This window comes from Streptomyces sp. NPDC023573 (assembly GCF_055559735.1).
The window spans coordinates 584,654-604,323 of record NZ_JBVHKB010000002.1; the positions used below are offsets into that span (position 1 = coordinate 584,654).

Consider the following 19,670-nt stretch of genomic DNA (forward strand, 5'->3'; position numbering starts at 1 on the left):
CGGGAGCGACCGGAGGATTCAGTACGACTTCGGCAGGCCCAGGGTCTGGTGGGAGACGTAGTTGAGGATCATTTCCCGGCTGACCGGGGCGATACGGGAGACACGCGCCGCCGTGATGAGGGAGGCGAGCCCGTACTCGCGGGTGAGCCCGTTGCCCCCGAGGGTGTGGACGGCCTGGTCGACGGCCCTGACGCAGGCTTCGGCGGCGGCGTACTTCGCCATGTTGGCGGCCTCACCGGCTCCGGTGTCGTCGCCGGCGTCACAGAGCCTGGCGGCCTTCTGCATCATCAGCCGGGCGAGCTCCAGCTCGATGTGCGCCTGGGCGAGCGGGTGGGCGATGGCCTGGTGGGCACCGATGGGCGCGTCCTTCCAGACGGTGCGGGTCTTCGCGTACTCCACGGCCCGTTCGACGGCGTAGCGGCCCATGCCGATGGAGAAGGCGGCGCCCATGATGCGTTCCGGGTTCAGACCGGCGAAGAGCTGGAGGATGCCGGCGTCCTCCTCGCCGACCAGCGCGTCGGCGGGGAGCCGTACGTCGTCGAGGACGAGCTCGAACTGTTTCTCGGCCGCCTGGAGTTCCATGTCGATCCGGGTGCGGGAGAAGCCCGGGGTGTCACGGGGGACGATGAAGAGGCAGGGCTTGAGGCTGCCGGAGCGGGCGTCCTCGGTGCGGCCGACGATCAGGGTGGCGTCGGAGATGTCGACACCGGAGATGAAGACCTTGCGGCCGTTGAGTATCCAGTCCCCACCGTCCCGGCGGGCGGTGGTGGTGATGCGGTGCGAGTTGGAGCCGGCGTCGGGTTCGGTGATGCCGAACGACATGGTCAGCGTGCCGTCGGACAGACCGGGGAGCCACGTCCGCTTCTGTTCCTCCGTGCCGAAGCGGGCGATGACCGTGCCGCAGATCGCCGGGGAGACCACCATCATCAGGAGAGGGCTCCCGGCGGCGCCGAGCTCCTCCAGGACGATGGACAGCTCGGCCATGCCGCCGCCCCCGCCGCCGTACTCCTCGGGGAGGTTGACGCCGAGGTAGCCGAGCTTGCCGGCCTCTTCCCAGAGCTCGCGGGGGTGCTCGCCCTTGCGGGCGAGTCCGGTGCTGTAGTCGCGGCCGAAGCGCTTGCCGAGTGCGGCGACGGCGGCGCGGAGGGCCTTGTGCTCTTCGGCTTCGAGGACGGTGCTCATGGGGTCGTCTCCTCCTGGTGCGCGGGGGCTTCCGTGGCGTCCTGTACGACGGCGAGCAGTGCGCCGACCTCGACCTGGAGGCCGGGGGCGGCGTGGAGCGCGGTGAGGGTGCCGGAGGCGGGGGCGAGGATGCGGTGCTCCATCTTCATCGCCTCCAGCCAGATCAGCGGCTGCCCGGCCTCGACTCCGGCGCCGGGCGCGAGCCCGTCGGCGAGGCGTACGACGGTGCCGGGCATCGGTGCGAGCAGGGAGCCGGGTTCGGTGCGCTCGGCGGGGTCGGTGAAGCGGGGCAGGGCGGTGAAGGTGTACGAGCCGGTGGCGGTGTCCACGTACACCCGGTCGTCGCGGACGAGGATGCCGAAGTGCCGTGTGACGAGGTCCGCGCTTTCGAGGGTGACGCGGGCACGGCCGGCGGAGACCACGCGTACGCCCTCCGCGTCGACGGCCACACCGTCGCGGGTGCGGTGGTAGGTGATCCGGTGCTCACGGCCGTCCGGTTCACCGCGGTAGCACCTGACCTGGGGCTGCGAGGGGAGGTTGCGCCAGGCGCCGAAGCGGGTGAACCCGCCCGCGGTGGTGGAAGTGGCGTTACGGGCCGCAGTGGCGACGGCGGCGGCGGTGGCGGCGAGCCGCTGGTCCGCCTCGTCGGCGCCGTGGGTCAGGGCCGCCAGGTGCCGGTCGTAGAAGCCGGTGTCGAGGCGCCCCGCGACGAAGTCCGGGTGGCGCAGGGAGCGCACGAGGAGCTCCCGGTTGGTGACCGGGCCGTGGATACGGGCGCGTTCGAGCGCGCGGGCGAGGAGCCGGACCGCACCGTTGCGGGTGGGGGCGTGGGCGATGACCTTGGCGAGCATCGGGTCGTAGTGCACGCCGATCGTGTCGCCGCCGGTGTAGCCGGTGTCGAGGCGGATGCCGGGTTCGCCGGGCACGTCGAGTGTGAGCAGTGCTCCGGTCTGCGGCTGCCAGTCCCGTGCCGGGTCCTCGGCGTAGAGCCGGGCCTCGACGGCGTGTCCGGCGGACCCGGGCGGGGTAGCCGCCGGGAGCGTCTCGCCCTCCGCGACGCGCAGTTGCAGGGCGACGAGGTCGAGGCCGAACACGGCTTCGGTGACGGGGTGTTCGACCTGGAGCCGGGTGTTCATCTCCAGGAAGTACGGGCGCCCTTCGGCCGACACGAGGAACTCGACCGTCCCGGCGCCCCGGTAGCCCACCGCCTGGGCGGCGGCGACGGCCGCGTCGTGCAGCCGCTGCCGCAGTCCGTCGTCGAGGCCCGGGGCCGGGGCCTCCTCGATGACCTTCTGGTGGCGGCGCTGGAGCGAGCAGTCGCGGGTGCCGAGCGCCCAGACCGTGCCCTGCCCGTCCGCCATGACCTGGACCTCGACGTGCCGGCCGCGCTCGACGTACGGCTCGGCGAAGACCTCGCCGTCCCCGAAGGCGGATGCGGCCTCGGCGGAGGCGGCGGTCAGCTCGCCGCTCAGAGCCGGCAGTTCGCGCACGACGCGCATCCCCCGCCCGCCCCCGCCCGCAGCCGCCTTCAGCAGCAGGGGAAGATCGGCGGCGGTGGCACTCCCCGGGTCCACGGGGGCCAGGAGCGGCACCCCGGCGGCGCCCATCAGCTCCTTCGCGCGTGTCTTGGACGCCATCAGCTCGATGGCCTTGACCGGCGGCCCCACCCAGACGAGGCCGGCGTCCAGCACGGCGCGGGCGAACCCGGCGTTCTCCGAGAGGAAGCCGTACCCCGGGTGCACGGCGTCGGCACCCGCGGCGAGCGCGGCGGCGACGACGAGGTCGCCCCGCAGATACGTCTCGGCGGGCGCGGCACCCGGCAGGCGTACGGCGGTGTCGGCCTCCCGTACGTGCAGGGCACCGGCGTCCGCGTCGGAGTACACGGCGACGGTGGAGATGCCCAGCTCACGGCAGGTGCGGAAGATCCGGCAGGCGATCTCGCCCCGGTTGGCGACAAGCAGTGCGGTGATCATCCTCTGCCTCACATCCGGAAGACGCCGAAGCCGCGCGCGCCTTCGACCGGTGCCGTATGGATCGCGGACAGGCACATCCCGAGGACGGTCCTGGTGTCGCGCGGGTCGATGACCCCGTCGTCGTACAGCCGCCCCGAGAGGAACACCGGGAGCGACTCGGACTCGATCTGCTGCTCCACCATGGCGCGCAGCCCGGCGTCGGCCTCGTCGTCGTAGGGGAGCCCCTTCGCCGCGGAGGAGGCGCGGGCGACGATCGAGAGGACGCCCGCGAGCTGCTGGGGGCCCATGACAGCGGACTTGCTTCCGGGCCAGGCGAAGAGGAAGCGGGGGTCGTAGGCCCTGCCGCACATGCCGTAGTGCCCGGCGCCGTAGGAGGCGCCCATCAGCACCGAGAGGTGGGGCACCTTGGAGTTCGACACCGCGTTGATCATCATCGCGCCGTGCTTGATGATGCCGCCCTGTTCGTACTCCTTGCCGACCATGTAGCCGGTGGTGTTGTGCAGGAAGACGAGCGGGATGTCGCGCTGGTTGGCGAGCTGGATGAACTGTGCGGCCTTCTGCGACTCCTCGCTGAACAGCACGCCCTGCGCGTTGGCGAGGATACCCACGGGATAGCCGTGCAGTCGGGCCCAGCCGGTGACCAGGCTGGTCCCGTAGAGCGGCTTGAAGGCGTCGAAGTCGGAGCCGTCGACGAGGCGGGCGATGACCTCACGGGGGTCGAAGGGGACCTTGAGGTCGCCGGGCACGATCCCGATCAGCTCGTCCTCGTCGTACTTCGGCGGCTCCGCCGGCCCCGGATCCGGGTGCGCCTTGCGCCAGTTGAACCGGGCGACGATCCGGCGGGCCTGCCGCAGCGCGTCGTGCTCGTCGACGGCGTAGTGGTCGGCGAGGCCGGAGGTGCGGGCGTGCATCCCGGCGCCGCCGAGCGATTCGTCGTCGCTCTCCTCCCCGGTCGCCATCTTCACCAGGGGCGGGCCGCCGAGGAAGACCTTGGACCGCTCCTTGATCATCACGGTGTGGTCGGACATGCCGGGGACGTACGCCCCGCCGGCCGTGGAGTTCCCGAACACCACCGCGACGGTGGGGATCCCGGCGGCGGACAGCCGGGTGAGGTCACGGAACAGGGCGCCCCCGGGGATGAAGATCTCCTTCTGCGAGGGCAGGTCGGCGCCCCCGGACTCCACCAGCGAGATACAGGGGAGCCGGTTGGCGAAGGCGATCTCGTTGGCGCGCAGCGCCTTCTTCAGGGTCCACGGGTTGGAGGCGCCACCGCGCACGGTCGGGTCGTTGGCGGTGATCAGGCACTCGACGCCCTCGACGATGCCGATCCCGGTGACGAGGGAGGCGCCGACCGCGTAGTCACTGCCCCAGGCGGCCAGCGGTGACAGCTCCAGGAAGGGGGTGTCCGGGTCGAGGAGCAGTTCGACGCGCTCCCGGGCGAGGAGCTTTCCGCGCCCCCGGTGGCGGGCCACGTACTTCTCGCCGCCGCCCGCGAGGGCCTTGGCGTGCTCGGTCTCCAGCTCGGCGAGTTTCGCGAGCATGGCCTCGCGGTGGGCGGCGTATTCGGGCCCCGTGGTGTCGAGCGCGGTGGGCAGGACGGTCATGCGTGCACCTCCGGTCGGTCGAGCAGCCGTACGGGCACGGCGACGTGCCGGGACCGCAGCCACTCCCCCACCGCCTTGGCCTGCGGGTCGAAGCGCGCCTGCGCGGCGACGCCCTCACCGAGGAGGCCGTGGACGACGAAGTTGAGCGCCCGCAGCCGGGGCAGGACATGGCGTACGACGGTGAGCCCGGCGGTCTCCGGCAGCAGTTCCCGGAACCGCGCGACGGTCAGCTCGTGGGCGAGCCACCGCCAGGCGTCGTCGTCACGGACCCACACGCCGACGTTGGCGTCACCACCCTTGTCACCGCTGCGGGCGCCCGCGACCCGCCCGAGGGGGGCGGTGCGGGCGGGCCCGGCGGGCAGCGGTTCGGGCAGGCCCGGCTCCTCGACGTCTTCCAGCCGGCGGTACGGGCCGGCCGCCGGGACGGCCTCCCGGGTCCCGTCGGGCAGTACGGCGACGTGCTCGACGTCGCCCGCCGGTACGTACGCCGCCTCGAACACCCCGTACGGCGCTCCCTTCCCGGGCGGGGCGGTCACATGGAAGCCCGGGTAGCTGCCGAGCGCCAGCTCCACGGCCGCCCCGGACACGGCACGGCCGACGGCCCCCGCGTCCGGGTCGCGCACGACGAGGCGGAGCAGCGCGCTCGCGGTCTCCTCCGTCGCGGCGTCGGCCCGGTCGGTGCGGGCGAGCTCCCACCGCACCTCGGCGGGTTTCGAACCGGCGCGGTCCAGGGCATCGGCCAACTGCTCCCGCACCAGCCGGGCCTTGGCCTCGATGTCGAGCCCGGTCAGCACGAAGACGACCTCGTTGCGCCATCCGCCCAGCCGGTTGAGCCCCACCTTGAGCGTCGGGGGCGGGGCCTCGCCGCGCACTCCGCTGATCCGCACCCGGTCGGGCCCGTCCTGCGTGAGCGTGACGGTGTCGAGCCGGGCGGTGACGTCGGGGCCGGCGTAGCGCGCACCGCCGGTCTCGTACAGCAGTTGCGCGGTGACGGTACCGATGTCGACGACACCGCCCGTCCCGTCGTGCTTGGTGATGACGCTGCTGCCGTCCTCATGGACCTCGGCGAGCGGGAACCCCGGCCGGCGGACGTCGTGCTCGCCGAAGAAGGCGTAGTTGCCGCCGGTGGCCTGGGTCCCGCACTCCAGGACGTGCCCCGCGACGACGGCCCCGGCGAGGGCGTCGCGGTCCTCCGGGCCCCAGCCGAAGTGGGCGGCGGCGGGCCCGGTGACGAGGGCCGCGTCGGTGACCCGGCCGGTGACGACGATGTCGGCCCCGGCGCGCAGGCAGGCCGCGATGCCGCCGCCGCCGAGGTAGGCGTTGGCCGTGAGACAACCGTCGGGCACGGGCCGGCTGTCGCCCTCGACGTGCGCGACCCGCACGGGCACACCGGTCCGTTCCGCCAGCTCCCGTACGGCGTCGGCGAGTCCGGCCGGATTCAGCCCGCCGGCGTTGGCGACGATCTTGACTCCCCGCTCGTGGGCGAGCCCGATCCCCTCCTCCAGCTGCCGCAGGAAGGTGGAGGCGTAGCCGCGCTTCGGGTCCTCGACGCGGCTCCGGCCGAGGATCAGCATGGTGAGCTCGGCGAGGTAGTCCCCGGTGAGGACGTCCAGCGGCCCGCCGGTGAGCATCTCGCGCAGGGCGTCGAAGCGGTCGCCGTAGAAGCCGGACGCGTTACCGATGCGCAGGGGCCGGTTCACCGGCCGGGTCATCGGTCCGTCTTCCGGGGCCGCCCGGGGCCGGCGGGGCCGGCGAAGGCCTGCGCGATGTCCAGCCACTGCCCGGCGTCCGCGCCCACCGCCTCGACGGCGAGGTCGTCCCGGTGGGCCCGCTGGGTGACGAGCAGGCAGAAGTCGAGGAGCGGGCCGGTGATCCGCTGGTCGGCGTCCTCGGGCCCGTACACCGTCAACCCGCCGTCCTCGGCCCGAAGTTCGACACGGAACTGCCCGGCGGGCGGTCGCAGACCCCGTACGACGTAGGCGTAGTCCCGTGCCCGTACGCCGATCCTGGCGACGTGCCGCAGCCGCGCTGTCGGTTTCCTGGTCACGCCGAGCGCGTCGGCGATGTCCTGGCCGTGCGCCCAGGTCTCCATGAGCCGCGCCGTCGCCATGGAGGCGATACTCATCGGCGGCCCGTACCAGGGCACTTTCGTCCCTGCGGGCGCCGCGCGCAGTGCCTTCCGGAGCCGGGCCCTGCCCTCCCGCCACTCCACGAGCAGCGCCTCCGGCGTCAGGGCGATGACGGCCTCCTCGGCCGCGTCGCCGACGAACGTCTCAGGGGCGGCCAGCGCCTTCTCGACCTCGGCGGCGAAGGCGTCGGGCTCGGTGGCGGCGGTCAGGGCCACCTCGTCGGTCCAGTTGAGGTGGGCGATCTGATGGGCGACGGTCCACCCCTCGGCGGGGGTCGGCGCGGCCCACTCGTGCGCGCTCAGACCCGCTACCAGCAGGTCGAGTTCGTCGCTCTCCTCACGCATGTCGTCGAGCACGGCGGCGGTCACGGCCGATGCGTCGGGCACGGTGCGCTCCCCTCGGGGCGTGGCGGTGTGCCCCGGAGCATGCCAGCGCCCCGCAAAACAAGCAAGCACGCTTGCATGATTTATTCAGCCCCACCGACGACAGGCGGAGCGCGCTCAGCCGGCCCGGTAGCCCGGCACCGAGGGCCAGCGCACGGTCAGCACGACGGACGCGTCCTCCGCGCACCAGGAGTGGTCGACGCCTCGGCCCCGGACGACGTAGTCGCCCTGGCGCGCCAGCAGGACGTCACGCTGGGGGAACCGCATGCGGAAGCGGCCGCTGATGAGCACGAGCAGAGCGGTGCGCTCCTCGCCCCGGACCCACTCCGGCCGCGCGTCACCCTGCGGATGAACGCCCCACTTGATCTCCAGGGCCTCGCTGTGGCGGGGGTCCGAGGGCTCCTTGAAGTGCCCCAGCAACCAACCCCGGTCCAGCGCCGCGTCCTCGTCCGCATGGCCCACGTACACACCGTCGCCGCTCATCAACCCCTCATCGCTGGGAAGTTACGGACACCTATACCGGACATTCCGGGTGGGATCCTGTCCGTAACTTACCAACGACCGACCCGGCCGGGTCAGTCCGTGCGGTCGCCCTCGGCCTGGGAGGGTTCGGTGCGGGGGACGTCGGGGTGGGGCTCGGGGGCCCTGCCGCGTGCGGGCGGCTCGTCGCGTTCGCCCTCGGCCTGCGAGGGTGTGTGCGAGTACAGCCCGTCGTACTCATCGGTTCCCTTGGCGGATCCCATGTGCGGGCCTCCTTCCTCCGGTCCCCTCCATCGTGCCTCCCCCGCCCGCTCCCGGCGCGGTGGCCGCGGCCGGCGCGCGCCCGTGCCGCGGCCCCGCCGCGGAGTCACTGCCCCTTCGACGCCGCCTCGGCCATCTTCGCCGTGGTACTGGCGCCGTCCAGCGCCTCGCGGATGATGTCGGCGTGGCCGCTGTGGTGGGTGATCTCCCGGAAGATGTGCCACAGGACGTGCCGGACGGTCCAGACGACCGGCTCCGGGGGCGACCAGGGGTACGAGGGCAGCGTGACCTCGCGGTCGAGGTCGGCCTCCTCGCGCACCGTACGGTCGAACGCGGCCGCCGCCGCGTGGAATGCCTCCAGCAGCCCGGGCACCGTCTCGGCGTCGGTCATCCGGTTGCCGTCGGGGTCGAGGTCCGCCCAGTCGACCGTGGCGGGGGCGGTGCCCTCGACGACGTCGAGCCAGTCGCGCTGCACGACCCCGAGGTGCTTCAGGAGTCCGCCGAGGGTCAGCTCGCTGACCGTCGTCCGGGCCCGGGCCCCGGCGTCGTCGAGTTCCGCGACGGTGTAGAGAAAGTTGGTGCGCTGATCGGTCACGAGCGCGAGCAGATCGTCGCGTTCCGGCATGTGTTCCTCCAGGTCGGCTGTTTCGCGACCACACTAGAAGTGGACGCCTGGCCCCGCAGGCGGAACGAAAGGGTCCTTTTGGCGCGACGGGCTCACCGCTTCCGTGCGCCCCGCGTCTGGCTGCGCACCGCGCCCATGCTCGCCCCGATGACCAGGGCGATGGCGAGGGCGTCGGTGGTCGAGAGGGCCTGGTCGAGGAGGAGGAAGCCCGCCGTGGCCGCGATGGCCGGTTCCAGGCTCATCAGGACCGCGAAGGTGGGCGCGGGCAGCCTGCGCAGGGCCATGAGTTCGAGGGTGTACGGGAGGACCGAGCTCAGCAGCGCCACGGCGACACCCAGGGCCAGCGTCGTCGGGACGACGAGCTTCGAGCCCGATTCCATGATGCCGAGGGGCAGCGAGAGGACCGCCGCCACCACCATGGCCAGGGCCAGTCCGTCCGCCTGCGGGAAGCGGCGGCCGGTGCGGGCGCTGAAGAGGATGTACACCGCCCACATGACGCCCGCGCCCAGGGCGAACGCCGCCCCGACGGGGTCCAGGCGGTCGAACCCGCCGCCGCTGAGCAGGACGACACCACCGAGGGCCAGAGCCGCCCAGACGAGGCTGATCAGCCGGCGGGAGGCGACGACGGACAGGACCAGGGGGCCCAGCACCTCCAGGGTGACGGCCACTCCCAGCGGGATGCGGTCGACGGCCTGATAGAAGAGCATGTTCATGCCGCCCATGGCGACTCCGAAGGCGACCACGGTGCCCCAGTCGGCGCGCGAGTGCCCCCGCAGCTTCGGCCTGCAGATCACCAGCAGGACGACAGCGGCGGCGGCGAGACGCAGGGTGACGACGCCCAGCGCGCCCGCCTTCGGCATGAGCAGGACGGCGACCGCCGCGCCGAACTGCACGGAGAGCCCGCCCGCCACCACCAGAGCGACCGGGCCGAGTGCGGCCCTCCGGGCGCCGGGGCGCCCCGGCCGGCCGTGACCCGGCTCGTCGAGCGCGGAGACCGCCTCGGGTACGGCAACAGCAGCGGCGGGCTCTGCGGCGGCGCGCGGGTCGTTCACCGGAAACCTTTCCTTCAGTCCATCAGGGTCCATTGGAGTGCACCAGGGGGTCTACGGTACGGCACCGAGGGCGCGCCGTTCACGTCCTCACCGTAGGGACCCGCGCGCCTCCCGTGAAATGCCGATTGGGCTCCCGTTATGCTCCGCAGGCATGAGCACTGGACAGGGCATGGGCACCGGTGGCCGCTCCATCGAGGTCCGGCACCTCCGGGCCTTCCTCGCCGTCGCCGACGAGGGCAGCGTCACCCGCGCGGCCGCCCTGCTCGGCGTCACCCAGCCCGTCGTCTCCCGCACGCTCGCCGCCCTGGAGCGGCACCTGGGCGTCCGGCTCGTCGACCGGTCCACCCACCACCTCGCCCTCACCCCCGAGGGCCTCGCCTTCCGCGACAAGGCGGCCGCCGCGGTCGGCGCCTTCGATGAGGCCGTCGGCCCGGGAGGGCCGCACGACCGGCCGCTGCGGATCGGGCACGCCTGGTCCGCACTCGGCCCGTACACCACACCGCTGCTGCGGGCCTGGCAGCGGCGCCACCCCGGGACCCCGCTGGAACTGCTGCGCATCGACGACCGTACGGCCGGACTCGCCCGCGGCGAGGTGGACGCCGCGCTGCTGCGCGGGCCCGTGGAGACCCCGGGGCTCGTCACCGAGGTGCTGTTCACCGAGGCCCGGGTGGCGGCCGTGGCCGCCGACGGCCCACTGGCCGCCCGCGCCTCCGTGTCGCTGGCGGATCTGGCCGGCGACCCGGTCGTCCTCAACACCGTCTCGGGCACCACCACGCTCGGCCTGTGGCCTCCGGACGCCCGCCCCGCCGCCACCGTCACCGTCGCCAACACCGACGACTGGTTCACCGCCATCGCGGCCGGGCGCGGCATCGGGGTCTCGGGGACCTCCACCGCCCGGATGCACGCGTACGCGGGTGTCGTCTACGTGCCGCTGGACGACGCCCCGCCGCTGCCCGTCCTGCTGGCCCGCCGGGACGGCCCCGGCCACCCCGCGCTGCCCCGACTGGCGGCGCTCGCCCGGGAGATCGTGGCGCGCGAACAGGGCGCGCCGCCCGGGAATTCCGTCGGTCTACGGGGAATGAAGCCGTGACGTAGGGGAGTTGGGGACCTGTACCGATCAGGTCGATCACTCCAGGGGGCGTCTCATGACGGACACCGGCGACACCGTTATCAGCGTGCACGGCACGGTCGCGGCGGGCTTCGAGGGCGTACGGGAGGAGTTCGCCGCCGTACTCGCCGCGGACCACACAGAGCCGGGCAGCCAGCTCGCCGTGTACCACCACGGCCGGCTCGTCGTGGACCTGTGGGCCGGAGAGGGCATCGACGGCGACTCACTGCCCGCCGTGTACTCCTCGACCAAGGGCGCCGCCCATCTCGTCGTCGCCCTCCTCGTCCAGGACGGGGTCATCGATCCGGACCGTACGGTCGCGTCCTACTGGCCGGAGTTCGCCGCCGAGGGCAAGGCCGGACTGACCGTGCGCGAGCTGATGTCCCACCGCGCCGGGCTGATCTGGGCCGACGGCGGATTCACCGTCGAGGAGCTGGCCGACGACCGCGTCATCGCCGGGCGGCTGGCAGGGCAGCGGCCCTACTGGACGCCCGGCACGGAGGTCGGCTACCACGCGCTGGTGATCGGCGCCCTCACCGGCGAGGTGGTCCGCAGGGTCACCGGGCGGTCGGTCCAGGAGATGTTCGAGGAGCGGGTGCGCGCCCCGTACGGACTCGGCTTCCACCTGGGCCTGCCCGAGGAGCTCGAACCCCGTTACGTGGCCGTCCGCCCCGCCGTGGCCACCCCGGAGCAGCAGGCGGAGGCCGCGGCGAACCCGCTCGACCCCGACAGCCTGACGGCGCTCGCGTTCGGCTTCGCCGAGGACCCGCCGCTCGACCTGGTCGCCTTCGCCAACACCCGCGCGGTACGCGCCCTCGGTCCTGCCTCGGTCGGCGGGGTGGGTTCGGCACGGGGGCTCGCGGGGATGTACGCGGCGGCGGTCTCAGGACTGGACGGCCTGCCGCCGCTGCTCACCCCGGAGACGGTGGCCGAGGCCGGCCGGGTGCGGTGGAAGGGGACCGACGTGGTGACCGCGCAGGCCGACCCCTTCGCCCTGGGCTTCGAGGCGCAGCAGGGGCACTACCCGGCCCTGGGCGAGGGCGCCTTCGGGCACTCGGGAGCCGCTGGGTCGCAGGCGTACGCCGATCCGGTCAACGGCGTGGCCTACGGCTACACCCGGCGTCGCTTCGCTCTTCCCGGCGGTGCCGCCCCGGAGAACGAGCGGCTCTCCGCGGCGGTGAGCTCGGCCGTCGCCACGCTCTGAGACGGGGCGGCCGGTCCGTGGCCGGCCCCGCGGTGGCTCGCGGGGCCGGCGGTGTCACTTGGCGCAGACCGCCTTGTCGGCCTCCACGCGCTGGACGCCGTCCGGTGTCTTCCCGGGGGCCGAGAGCGGGCTGCCCGCCCTCTTGAAGTCCGGGCCCAGGGTCAGGACCATCGGGTCCATCTCGCCCGCGTCCGTCGTCGTCGGCTTGAGGGCCGAGGCCGACAGACCCATCATGGCGGCCAGACTGCGGGCCTGGTCCGCCTGGTTGGGGGCGTAGACGAGCTGGGTCTTCTTGACCTCTTCGGGCGCGTTCGCCTTGTTGGTGGACTTCAGCACGCCCTGCTCGTTCTGCAGCCAGTCCAGGGCGCCCTGTGCGGAGCCTGCGGGGGCGCCGCCGTTGTAGACGTCGACCCGCACGTCCGCCGGGTCGGCCTTCGCGCCCTTCAGCTTGGCGTCGTTCTTCGCCTTCGCCGCCGCCTTCTCCTGCTTCTCCACGGCGGTGAAGGAGACGTCCTCACGCATCATCGAGAAGACCTGCGGCGCCTTGGACTCGTCGAGGATGACGGTGGCCTTGTCGTCCGGGTTGTCCAGCACCGGGACCGTGGTGAAGGTGATGTTCTTGGGGTCGACCGACGCCAGTTCCATGCCCAGCTTCCGGAGCTGGTTTATGTCGGCGATCTTGTCGTCGACGGTGAGCGCCTTGGTGGCGGCCTCCGCGAGCGACCACATCTTGGTGGGACTGGTCAGGGTGTCGTTGGACTTCAGCTTGCGCATCAGTGAGCCCAGGAACTGCTGCTGGATCTCGATGCGGCTCAGGTCGCTGCCGAATCCGACGGAGTGCCGGGTGCGCAGGAAGGCCAGGGCCTGCTCGCCCTGGAGGGTGTGCTCGCCCTGGGACAGCTTGAGGTGGGAGTCCTCGTCGTCGATGTCCTTGGCGAGGCAGACGTCCACACCCCCGACGGCCGTCGTCAGGGACTTGACCGCGTTGAAGTCGGCCACCATGAAGTGGTCGGGTGTGATGCCGGTGAGCTCGGTGACCGTCCGCATGGTGCAGCTGGGGGTGCGGTCGGACTGGCCGAGGCTGGTGTTGAAGCGGCCGCCCGCCGTCGGGGGGATGTCCTTCTTCTCCCCGTTCTCCAGGGTGGTCGGGCAGTTGGGGATGTCGGTTATCAGGTCCCGGGGGATGCTCAGCGCGGTCGCGTTCGTACGGTCCTTGGAGACGTGGAAGAGGATGTTGGTGTCGGCGTGGCCGACGCTTCCCGCGTCCCCGTAGCCCTCGTTGCCCTCGCCGGTCCGCTTGTCGGTCCCGATCACCAGGACGTTGATCGCCCGGTCCTTGCTGAAGCCACCGGTGCCGGCCCCGTCGGTGGAGACGGCGGTGATGTTCGCGTTGAAGTGCTGGTACACGAGGTAGCCCGCGGTGCCGGTGCCCACCAGCAGGAAGGCGAGCACACCGCCGGTCCACACCAGCGCCTTCTTCTTCCGGGACTTCTTCGGCTTCGCCTTGCGGCGCCCGGTGGCAGGCGCCGCCGCCCGCCCCCCCGGCTTCCGCGTCACGTCCCGGTCCCCGCGCCCGCCGCCGGAACCCCGGCGGCCGCCGCGCTGGCCGGGCACGGTGGCCCGGTCGCCGGGCGGCGCCGTCTCCGGACTCGGCCTGCGGCGCGGTCCGGGCGTTCTGGCGTCCGGCGTACCGGCCGACGCGGATGATCGCCCTGAGGAGGGAGTCAGTCGCAGTTCGTAATCACCGGTGTCCGGGTTGAGTACCCACTGGTCTGCGGGGTCGATTCCCTCGTCCCGCCCACGGCCTTGCGCGTCCACGGTTGCTGCGTCCTCCGTCGGGGCCACGCGGCGCCTCCCCCTTCAAGGCGCGCGGTGTTTCTTACGGCAGTGCCGACCTGGGAGGTCGGACGCACCGGAGCGCTCACACTAGCTGGCCACCGGCCCGGTAGCGACGATCGTGACAAATCAAGCATCACACAGGGGACATACCGCCATATTCACCACGACTCGCCCGTCCCCGCTCTCACGCAACACGGGAAACACCCACCCGCCGGGGCGAATGAGGTCGGTTCAAGCCAGATTTCATACAGAAGTGGCCACAAGGAATCCCCAAACAAGTCGCCAATTCTCCTATAGTTGCCGTGACTTGATCAGGAACAATCAGCTCCAGTTGTGGTTCTTTCACCATCACCACACCGATGTGTCCTGAATGTCCCTCCGTCGCACCCGTCCCTCCCGCCGCACCGTCCGCCCCGAGGACTCCGATTGCGCCCTTCAATCCGGCCGACCGCACTCGCCCTGCTGATCTCGGCAGCCGTAACCGGCGCTCTGTGCCTGTGGGCGGTCTCCGCCGCTCCCGCCTCGGTACGGTCACCCCTCGCCTGGGGGTCGGGCGCCACCGCCGCGCTGCTGTGCGTCGCGGTGGCCGTGACGGTCCACACGCTCGCCACCGCCCGGCATCTGCGGGCCCTGCGGGCCGCCGACTCCGAACGCTTCACCGCCGAGACCTCCCGCCTCGTCTCGACCTCCGCCGCCGAGGCGCAGCGCTTCACCGCCGAGACCGCCCGGATCCGAGCGGCGGCCTCGGCCGAGGCGGCCCGGGTCACCGCCGAGGCGGACGAGCGTGTCGCACGGGTCACCGCCGACGCGGCCGAGCAGCACGAGCGGCTCACCGCCGAGACCGCGCGGCTCACCGCCCGCGCCCGGCGCAGCGAGACCGAGCGCTCCGCCGCGGTCGCCGCGTGTGCCAACGCCGCCGGCCGGATGCAGGCCCTGGCCACCAGCATGCTGGCCGACCTGCGTGAGATGGAGCACCGGCACACCGCCGAGGACGTGCTCGGCGACCTGCTGCACCTGGACCACCGCACCGCCCAGGCGGGCCGTCTCGCCGACTCCATCGCCGTGCTGACCGGGGCGCGTTCCGGGCGCCGCTGGGCCAAGCCGATCGTGATGGAGTCGATCCTGCGCGGCGCGATGGGCCGTATCGGCGGCTATCAGCGCATCCGCCTCCACTCGACCAGCGACGTGGCGATCGCCGGGCACGCCGCCGAGGGTGTCATGCACGCCCTGGCGGAGCTTCTCGACAACGCTGCCAACTTCTCGCCGCCCACCGCCGAGGTACATGTGTACGTCGAGGAGGTCCCGGCGGGCATCGTCGTCACCGTCGAGGACAGCGGTCTGGTGATGAGCGATGTGCAGCTGCGCCGCGCCGAACGGGCCGTCTCCGCCGCCAACCAGGACCTCACCGGCCTCTCCGGTACCCGGCTCGGCCTCGCCGTCGTCGGCCGGCTGGCCAGGAAGCACGGCCTCACCGTCTCCTTCCGGCCGTCGGCGCGCGGCGGCACGGGCGCGCTGATGATGCTGCCGCAGGAACTCATCTCCCGTACGCCCGCCCCCGCCCCGCTCCCCGAGTCCGCCCGGCGTCCCGAGCCGGAGCCCGACCACGCGACGCCGGACGCGGAGAACCGGGGAGGCCGGGCCTCGGCGGACTCCCCCGAGGACGCGTCCCGCCCGGTGGCGGCAACCGGGAAGCCCGGCTCGGCGTCCGAGTCCACCGGTTCCGTCCCCCAGTTCGGAGAGAGCGGCCTGCCCAAGCGCCGCCGCGGCCGCACCCTGGCCGCCGCCGAAGCCCGTACCGGCGATGCCGCCCCCGGCGGAGCCGAAACCCCCAGGCCCCGTACCACCGACCCGAAGGTGCAGGCTGCCCGCTTCAGCACCTTCAGCAAGGCCGTACGAGCCAACTCCCCGCACCCGGAAGGCAACACCCGATGAGCGCGACCACCGACGAGAAGCTGAACTGGCTGCTGGAGGGGCTGCTCGACCGCACGCCCGGCGCCCGGCACGCCCTCGTCCTGTCCCGGGACGGCCTGAAGCTGTGCCGCACCCCCGAACTCTCCGTCGACCAGGCCGACCAGCTGGCCGCGATCTCCGCCGGCATCCAGAGCCTGTCGCACGGCGCGTCCATGGAGTTCGGCGACGGCACCGGCGGCGTACGGTCCGCGATGACCGAGTTCTACGGCGGCGTGCTGTTCATCGTCGAAGCGGGCGCGGGCGCCCACCTGGCGGTCGTGGCCGCCGAGGACTCCGACGTCGGCCTCGTCGGCCACAACATGAGCGAACTCGTCGAGCAGCTCGGCGAGTACCTCGTCGCCCCGCCGCGCGACCCCGCCACCGGTGACGCGGCTGCCCCCGCCACGGAAAAAGCGGACGTATGACATCGGTCCCGCGCCCCCGCCCCGGACGCGACGACGACCCGGACCGGCTGTACACCCTGACGGGTGGCCGCAGCCGGTCCGACTCGGCCGCGTTCGACCTGGTGACGCTCGTCGTCGCCGAGTGCGAACCGACCCCCGGAATGCAGTCGGAGCACGTCGCGATCCTGCGGATGTGCCACAGCCCCACAGCGGTCGTCGAGATCTCGGCCACCCTGAACCTGCCCGTCAGCATCGTCCGCATCATGCTGTGCGACCTGCTCGACACCGGCCGGATCAGCGCCCGCCACCCCCGTACTGCACGTGTCGAGGACCGGCTCCCCGACACCGACACCCTGGAACAGGTGCTCGTTGGACTCCGCAACCTCTGACCGTGCCGCCCTGCAGGCGACGGCCGACAACGGACTGAAGATCGTCGTCGTCGGCGGCTTCGGGGTCGGCAAGACCACCATGGTCCGATCCGTGAGCGAGATCCGTCCGCTCAACACGGAGGAGACCATGACCCGCGCGGGCGAGGCCGTCGACGACCTCGGCGGTGTGCACTCCAAGACGTCCACCACGGTCGCCTTCGACTTCGGCCGCATCACGCTCGACGCGCGGTCGGTCCTCTATCTCTTCGGCGCGCCCGGCCAGGAACGCTTCTGGTTCCTGTGGGACCGCCTCTTCTCCGGCACCCTGGGGGCCGTCGTCCTCGTCGACACCCGGCGGCTCGCCGACTCCTGGTACGCGATCGACCGGCTCGAACACCACGGCACTCCGTTCATCGTCGCGTGCAACGACTTCGGCGGCCCGCTCCACACCGAGCAGCAGATCCGTGAGGCCCTCGACCTCTCCCCCGACGTCCCGCTCGTCGAGTGCGACGCCCGGGACCGCTCCTCCAGCAAGTACGTCCTGATCACGCTGGTCGAGCACCTCCACGCGCTCTCCCTCGCCCACGCGAAGGGCGCCGAAGCGGCCCTCGCGGGCGGGGCGGGCGCCGCGGCGATGACCCCGGAGCGGACCCCGTGACCAAGTGCCCCGTGTCCCACGGCTCCGTGCCCCTGTCCGGGCCGCGGTTCCAGACCGACCCCGTGCGGCTGTACCGGGACATGCGCCGCGACCACGGCGCCGTGGCCCCCGTCGCACTCGACGGCGACATACCGGCGTGGCTGATCCTCGGCTACCGCGAGCTGCACCAGGTCACCAACGACCCGGTGCTCTTCAGCCGGGACTCGGACCTGTGGAACCAGTGGGAGAACATCCCGGACGGCTGGCCGCTGCTGCCGATGATCGGCCGCAAGCAGCCGTCGATCCTCTACACGGTCGGTGAGCGGCACACCGTCCGGGCGTCGATGATCAGCAACGCCCTGGAGTCCGTGGACCCGTTCGCGCTCAAGCAGTACGCGGAGGAGTTCGCCGACGAGCTCGTCGACCGCTTCTGCTCCACCGGCCGCACCGACATCATCGCCGAGTACGCGATGCTGCTCCCGGCCCGCGTCCTCGCGAGGATCTACGGCTTCAGCGACGAGGTCGGAGGGCCCCTCGTCGGCGCGCTCAACGACATGATCGACGGCCGTGAGCGGGCCCTGGCCGGACAGCAGCACCTCGGCGCGGCCATGCACCAGCTCCTCGTCGACAAGCACGCCGCCCCCGGCGACGACGTCGCGAGCCGGATGCTCCAGGACCCGGGCGGCTTCACGGACGAGGAGGTCGCCCAGGACCTCATGGTGATGATGGCGGCGGGCCACCAGCCGACCGCAGACTGGATCGGCAACTCGCTGCGGCTGATGCTCACCGACGACCGCTTCGCCGCCTCGCTCTCCGGCGGCCGGCACAGCGTCGCCGAGGCCATGAACGAGGTGCTCTGGGAGGACACCCCCACCCAGAACGTCGCGGGCCGCTGGGCGTCCCGCGACACCCACCTCGGCGGACGCCACATCCGCGCCGGCGACATGCTGCTCCTCGGCATCGCCGCCGCGAACGGCGACCCGCAGGTACGCACCGACGGGTCCGCCCTGACCGGCGGCAACAACGCGTTCCTCTCCTTCGGCCACGGCGAGCACCGCTGCCCGTTCCCCGCCCAGGAGACCGCGGAGGTCATCGCCCGTACGGGGATCGAGGTGCTCCTGGACCGGCTCCCGGACGTGGACCTCGCCGTCCCCGAGGACCAGCTGACCCGGCGCCCGTCCCCGTGGCTGCGGGGGCTGACGGAGCTGCCGGTGCACTTCACGCCCACCCCCGCACTTGGAGGCCAGAAATGACCCGGATCGCCCTCGATCCCCTCGTCGCCGACCTCGACACGGAGAGCGCCGCCCTGCGCGCCGCCGGGCCGCTGGCCGAGGTGGAGCTCCCCGGCGGGGTGCACTGCTACGCGGTGACGCACCACGCCGAGGCGCGCCAGCTGCTCACCGACAGCCGGGTGGTCAAGGACATCAACGTCTGGAACGCCTGGCAGCGCGGCGAGATCCCGATGGACTGGCCGCTGATCGGCCTCGCCAACCCGGGCCGCTCCATGCTGACGGTCGACGGGACCGAGCACCGCAGGCTGCGCGGCCTGGTCGCGCAGGCGCTCACGGTGAAGCGGGTGGAACGGCTGCGGTCCGGCATCGAGGCGCTGACGAACGCCTCGCTGGACCGGCTGGCGGCGCTGCCCGAGGGGGAGACCGTCGATCTGAAGGCGGAGTTCGCCTACCCGCTGCCGATGAACGTCATCAGCGACCTGATGGGCGTGGACGCGGCCGACCACCCCCGGCTCAAGGAGCTGTTCGAGAAGTTCTTCTCGACGCAGACCCCGCCCGAGGAGGTCCCGCAGATGATGGCGGACCTCGGCGCCCTCTTCACGAAGATCGTCGACGACAAGCGGGCGAACCCGGGCGACGACCTGACCAGCGCCCTGATCGCGGCCTCCGAGGAGGGCGACCACCTCACCGACGAGGAGATCGTCAACACGCTGCAACTGATCATCGCGGCCGGTCACGAGACGACGATCAGCCTGGTCGTCAATGTGGTGGAGGCGCTCCAGACCCACCCCGAGCAGCGCAAGCGCGTGCTGAGCGGCGAGGTGCCCTGGGAGAACGTCATCGAGGAGACGCTCCGCTGGAACACGCCGACCTCGCACGTCCTGATCCGCTTCGCGACCGAGGACATCGAGGTCGGTGACAAGGTCCTGCCCAAGGGCGAGGCCCTCATCGTCTCGTTCGGCGCGCTGGGCCGCGACGAGAAGCAGTACGGGCCGACCGCCGGTGAGTTCGACATCACCCGCTCGCCCAACCGCCACATCGCCTTCGGCCACGGCCCGCACGTCTGCCCCGGTGCCGCGCTGTCCCGGCTGGAGGCGGGGGTCGCGCTGCCCGCGCTGTACGAGCGCTTCCCCGCGCTGGACCTCGCGGTGCCGGCCTCCGAGCTGCGGAACAAGCCGATCGTGACCCAGAACGACCTGTACGAACTCCCGGTCGACCTCGGCTGATCCGGGCCCGCGC

Annotated in this window: 18 protein-coding genes; 8 read left to right on the forward strand and 10 right to left on the reverse strand. The window is 72.5% G+C overall.

The annotated features are described in order from the left end of the window. Positions 1 to 18: 18 nt before the first annotated feature. From ACZ32T_RS09245 to ACZ32T_RS09285, 9 genes are all read right to left on the reverse strand, one after another. Complete coding sequence (locus ACZ32T_RS09245) at positions 19 to 1,182, reverse strand: acyl-CoA dehydrogenase family protein (protein ID WP_467270257.1); 1,164 nt, start codon at positions 1,180 to 1,182, stop codon at positions 19 to 21. Continuing rightward, positions 1,179 to 3,155 (reverse strand): ATP-binding protein, encoded by a 1,977-nt coding sequence (locus tag ACZ32T_RS09250; protein WP_467366074.1) that lies wholly within the window; start codon positions 3,153 to 3,155, stop codon positions 1,179 to 1,181. Before ACZ32T_RS09250 ends, ACZ32T_RS09245 begins: the two co-directional genes overlap by 4 nt. A gap of 8 nt (positions 3,156 to 3,163) precedes the next feature. Further along, a complete protein-coding gene (locus tag ACZ32T_RS09255) occupies positions 3,164 to 4,759 on the reverse strand; it encodes an acyl-CoA carboxylase subunit beta (protein WP_467270253.1) in 1,596 nt (531 codons plus the stop codon). Next, positions 4,756 to 6,471, reverse strand: coding sequence for an acyclic terpene utilization AtuA family protein (locus ACZ32T_RS09260; RefSeq protein WP_467366076.1), 1,716 nt, complete (start codon positions 6,469 to 6,471; stop codon positions 4,756 to 4,758). The genes ACZ32T_RS09255 and ACZ32T_RS09260 overlap by 4 nt, the downstream gene beginning before the upstream one ends. Continuing rightward, the gene (locus ACZ32T_RS09265; RefSeq protein WP_467366079.1) at positions 6,468 to 7,274 is read right to left on the reverse strand and encodes a TIGR03084 family metal-binding protein; all 807 of its coding nucleotides are present in this window, start codon (positions 7,272 to 7,274) and stop codon (positions 6,468 to 6,470) included. Before ACZ32T_RS09265 ends, ACZ32T_RS09260 begins: the two co-directional genes overlap by 4 nt. Positions 7,275 to 7,388: 114 nt before the next feature. Further along, positions 7,389 to 7,754 carry a cupin domain-containing protein gene (locus tag ACZ32T_RS09270; RefSeq protein ID WP_467366081.1) on the reverse strand — a complete coding sequence of 122 codons (366 nt, stop codon included), beginning with the start codon at positions 7,752 to 7,754 and terminating at the stop codon, positions 7,389 to 7,391. 92 nt (positions 7,755 to 7,846) lie between these two features. Then, positions 7,847 to 8,014, reverse strand: coding sequence for a hypothetical protein (locus tag ACZ32T_RS09275; RefSeq protein ID WP_467270247.1), 168 nt, complete (start codon positions 8,012 to 8,014; stop codon positions 7,847 to 7,849). 104 nt (positions 8,015 to 8,118) lie between these two features. After that, a complete protein-coding gene (locus tag ACZ32T_RS09280) occupies positions 8,119 to 8,637 on the reverse strand; it encodes a DinB family protein (RefSeq protein ID WP_467270246.1) in 519 nt (172 codons plus the stop codon). Positions 8,638 to 8,729: 92 nt separating this feature from the next. Next, positions 8,730 to 9,689 (reverse strand): EamA family transporter, encoded by a 960-nt coding sequence (locus ACZ32T_RS09285; protein ID WP_467270244.1) that lies wholly within the window; start codon positions 9,687 to 9,689, stop codon positions 8,730 to 8,732. Between the two features lie 151 nt (positions 9,690 to 9,840). Between ACZ32T_RS09285 and ACZ32T_RS09290 the strand changes: the two genes are divergently transcribed. After that, entirely contained in the window at positions 9,841 to 10,779 is a 939-nt protein-coding gene (locus ACZ32T_RS09290) for a LysR family transcriptional regulator (RefSeq protein ID WP_467366083.1), read from the forward strand. 55 nt (positions 10,780 to 10,834) lie between these two features. Continuing rightward, on the forward strand, positions 10,835 to 12,001 hold the full coding sequence (locus ACZ32T_RS09295) for a serine hydrolase domain-containing protein (RefSeq protein WP_467270242.1): 1,167 nt from the start codon (positions 10,835 to 10,837) through the stop codon (positions 11,999 to 12,001). Positions 12,002 to 12,055: 54 nt separating this feature from the next. Here ACZ32T_RS09295 and ACZ32T_RS09300 read toward each other — a convergent pair whose 3' ends face one another. Then, entirely contained in the window at positions 12,056 to 13,819 is a 1,764-nt protein-coding gene (locus ACZ32T_RS09300; protein ID WP_467366298.1) for an LCP family protein, read from the reverse strand. 447 nt (positions 13,820 to 14,266) lie between these two features. On the opposite strand from ACZ32T_RS09300, the gene ACZ32T_RS09305 reads away from it, so the two are divergent. From ACZ32T_RS09305 to ACZ32T_RS09330, 6 genes are read left to right on the forward strand one after another with little or no spacing between them, the layout of a single operon-like run. Further along, positions 14,267 to 15,772 (forward strand): sensor histidine kinase, encoded by a 1,506-nt coding sequence (locus ACZ32T_RS09305; protein ID WP_467366085.1) that lies wholly within the window; start codon positions 14,267 to 14,269, stop codon positions 15,770 to 15,772. Further along, the gene (locus tag ACZ32T_RS09310) at positions 15,769 to 16,215 is read left to right on the forward strand and encodes a roadblock/LC7 domain-containing protein (RefSeq protein ID WP_467270238.1); all 447 of its coding nucleotides are present in this window, start codon (positions 15,769 to 15,771) and stop codon (positions 16,213 to 16,215) included. Before ACZ32T_RS09305 ends, ACZ32T_RS09310 begins: the two co-directional genes overlap by 4 nt. Beyond that, positions 16,212 to 16,583 (forward strand): DUF742 domain-containing protein, encoded by a 372-nt coding sequence (locus ACZ32T_RS09315; protein WP_362939621.1) that lies wholly within the window; start codon positions 16,212 to 16,214, stop codon positions 16,581 to 16,583. The genes ACZ32T_RS09310 and ACZ32T_RS09315 overlap by 4 nt, the downstream gene beginning before the upstream one ends. Beyond that, positions 16,564 to 17,220 (forward strand): GTP-binding protein, encoded by a 657-nt coding sequence (locus tag ACZ32T_RS09320; protein ID WP_467270235.1) that lies wholly within the window; start codon positions 16,564 to 16,566, stop codon positions 17,218 to 17,220. Before ACZ32T_RS09315 ends, ACZ32T_RS09320 begins: the two co-directional genes overlap by 20 nt. After that, entirely contained in the window at positions 17,217 to 18,452 is a 1,236-nt protein-coding gene (locus ACZ32T_RS09325) for a cytochrome P450 (protein ID WP_467270233.1), read from the forward strand. Before ACZ32T_RS09320 ends, ACZ32T_RS09325 begins: the two co-directional genes overlap by 4 nt. Further along, positions 18,449 to 19,657: a cytochrome P450 family protein gene (locus ACZ32T_RS09330; protein WP_467270232.1), complete on the forward strand. Its 1,209-nt coding sequence runs from the start codon at positions 18,449 to 18,451 to the stop codon at positions 19,655 to 19,657. The genes ACZ32T_RS09325 and ACZ32T_RS09330 overlap by 4 nt, the downstream gene beginning before the upstream one ends. Positions 19,658 to 19,670 lie beyond the last annotated feature (13 nt).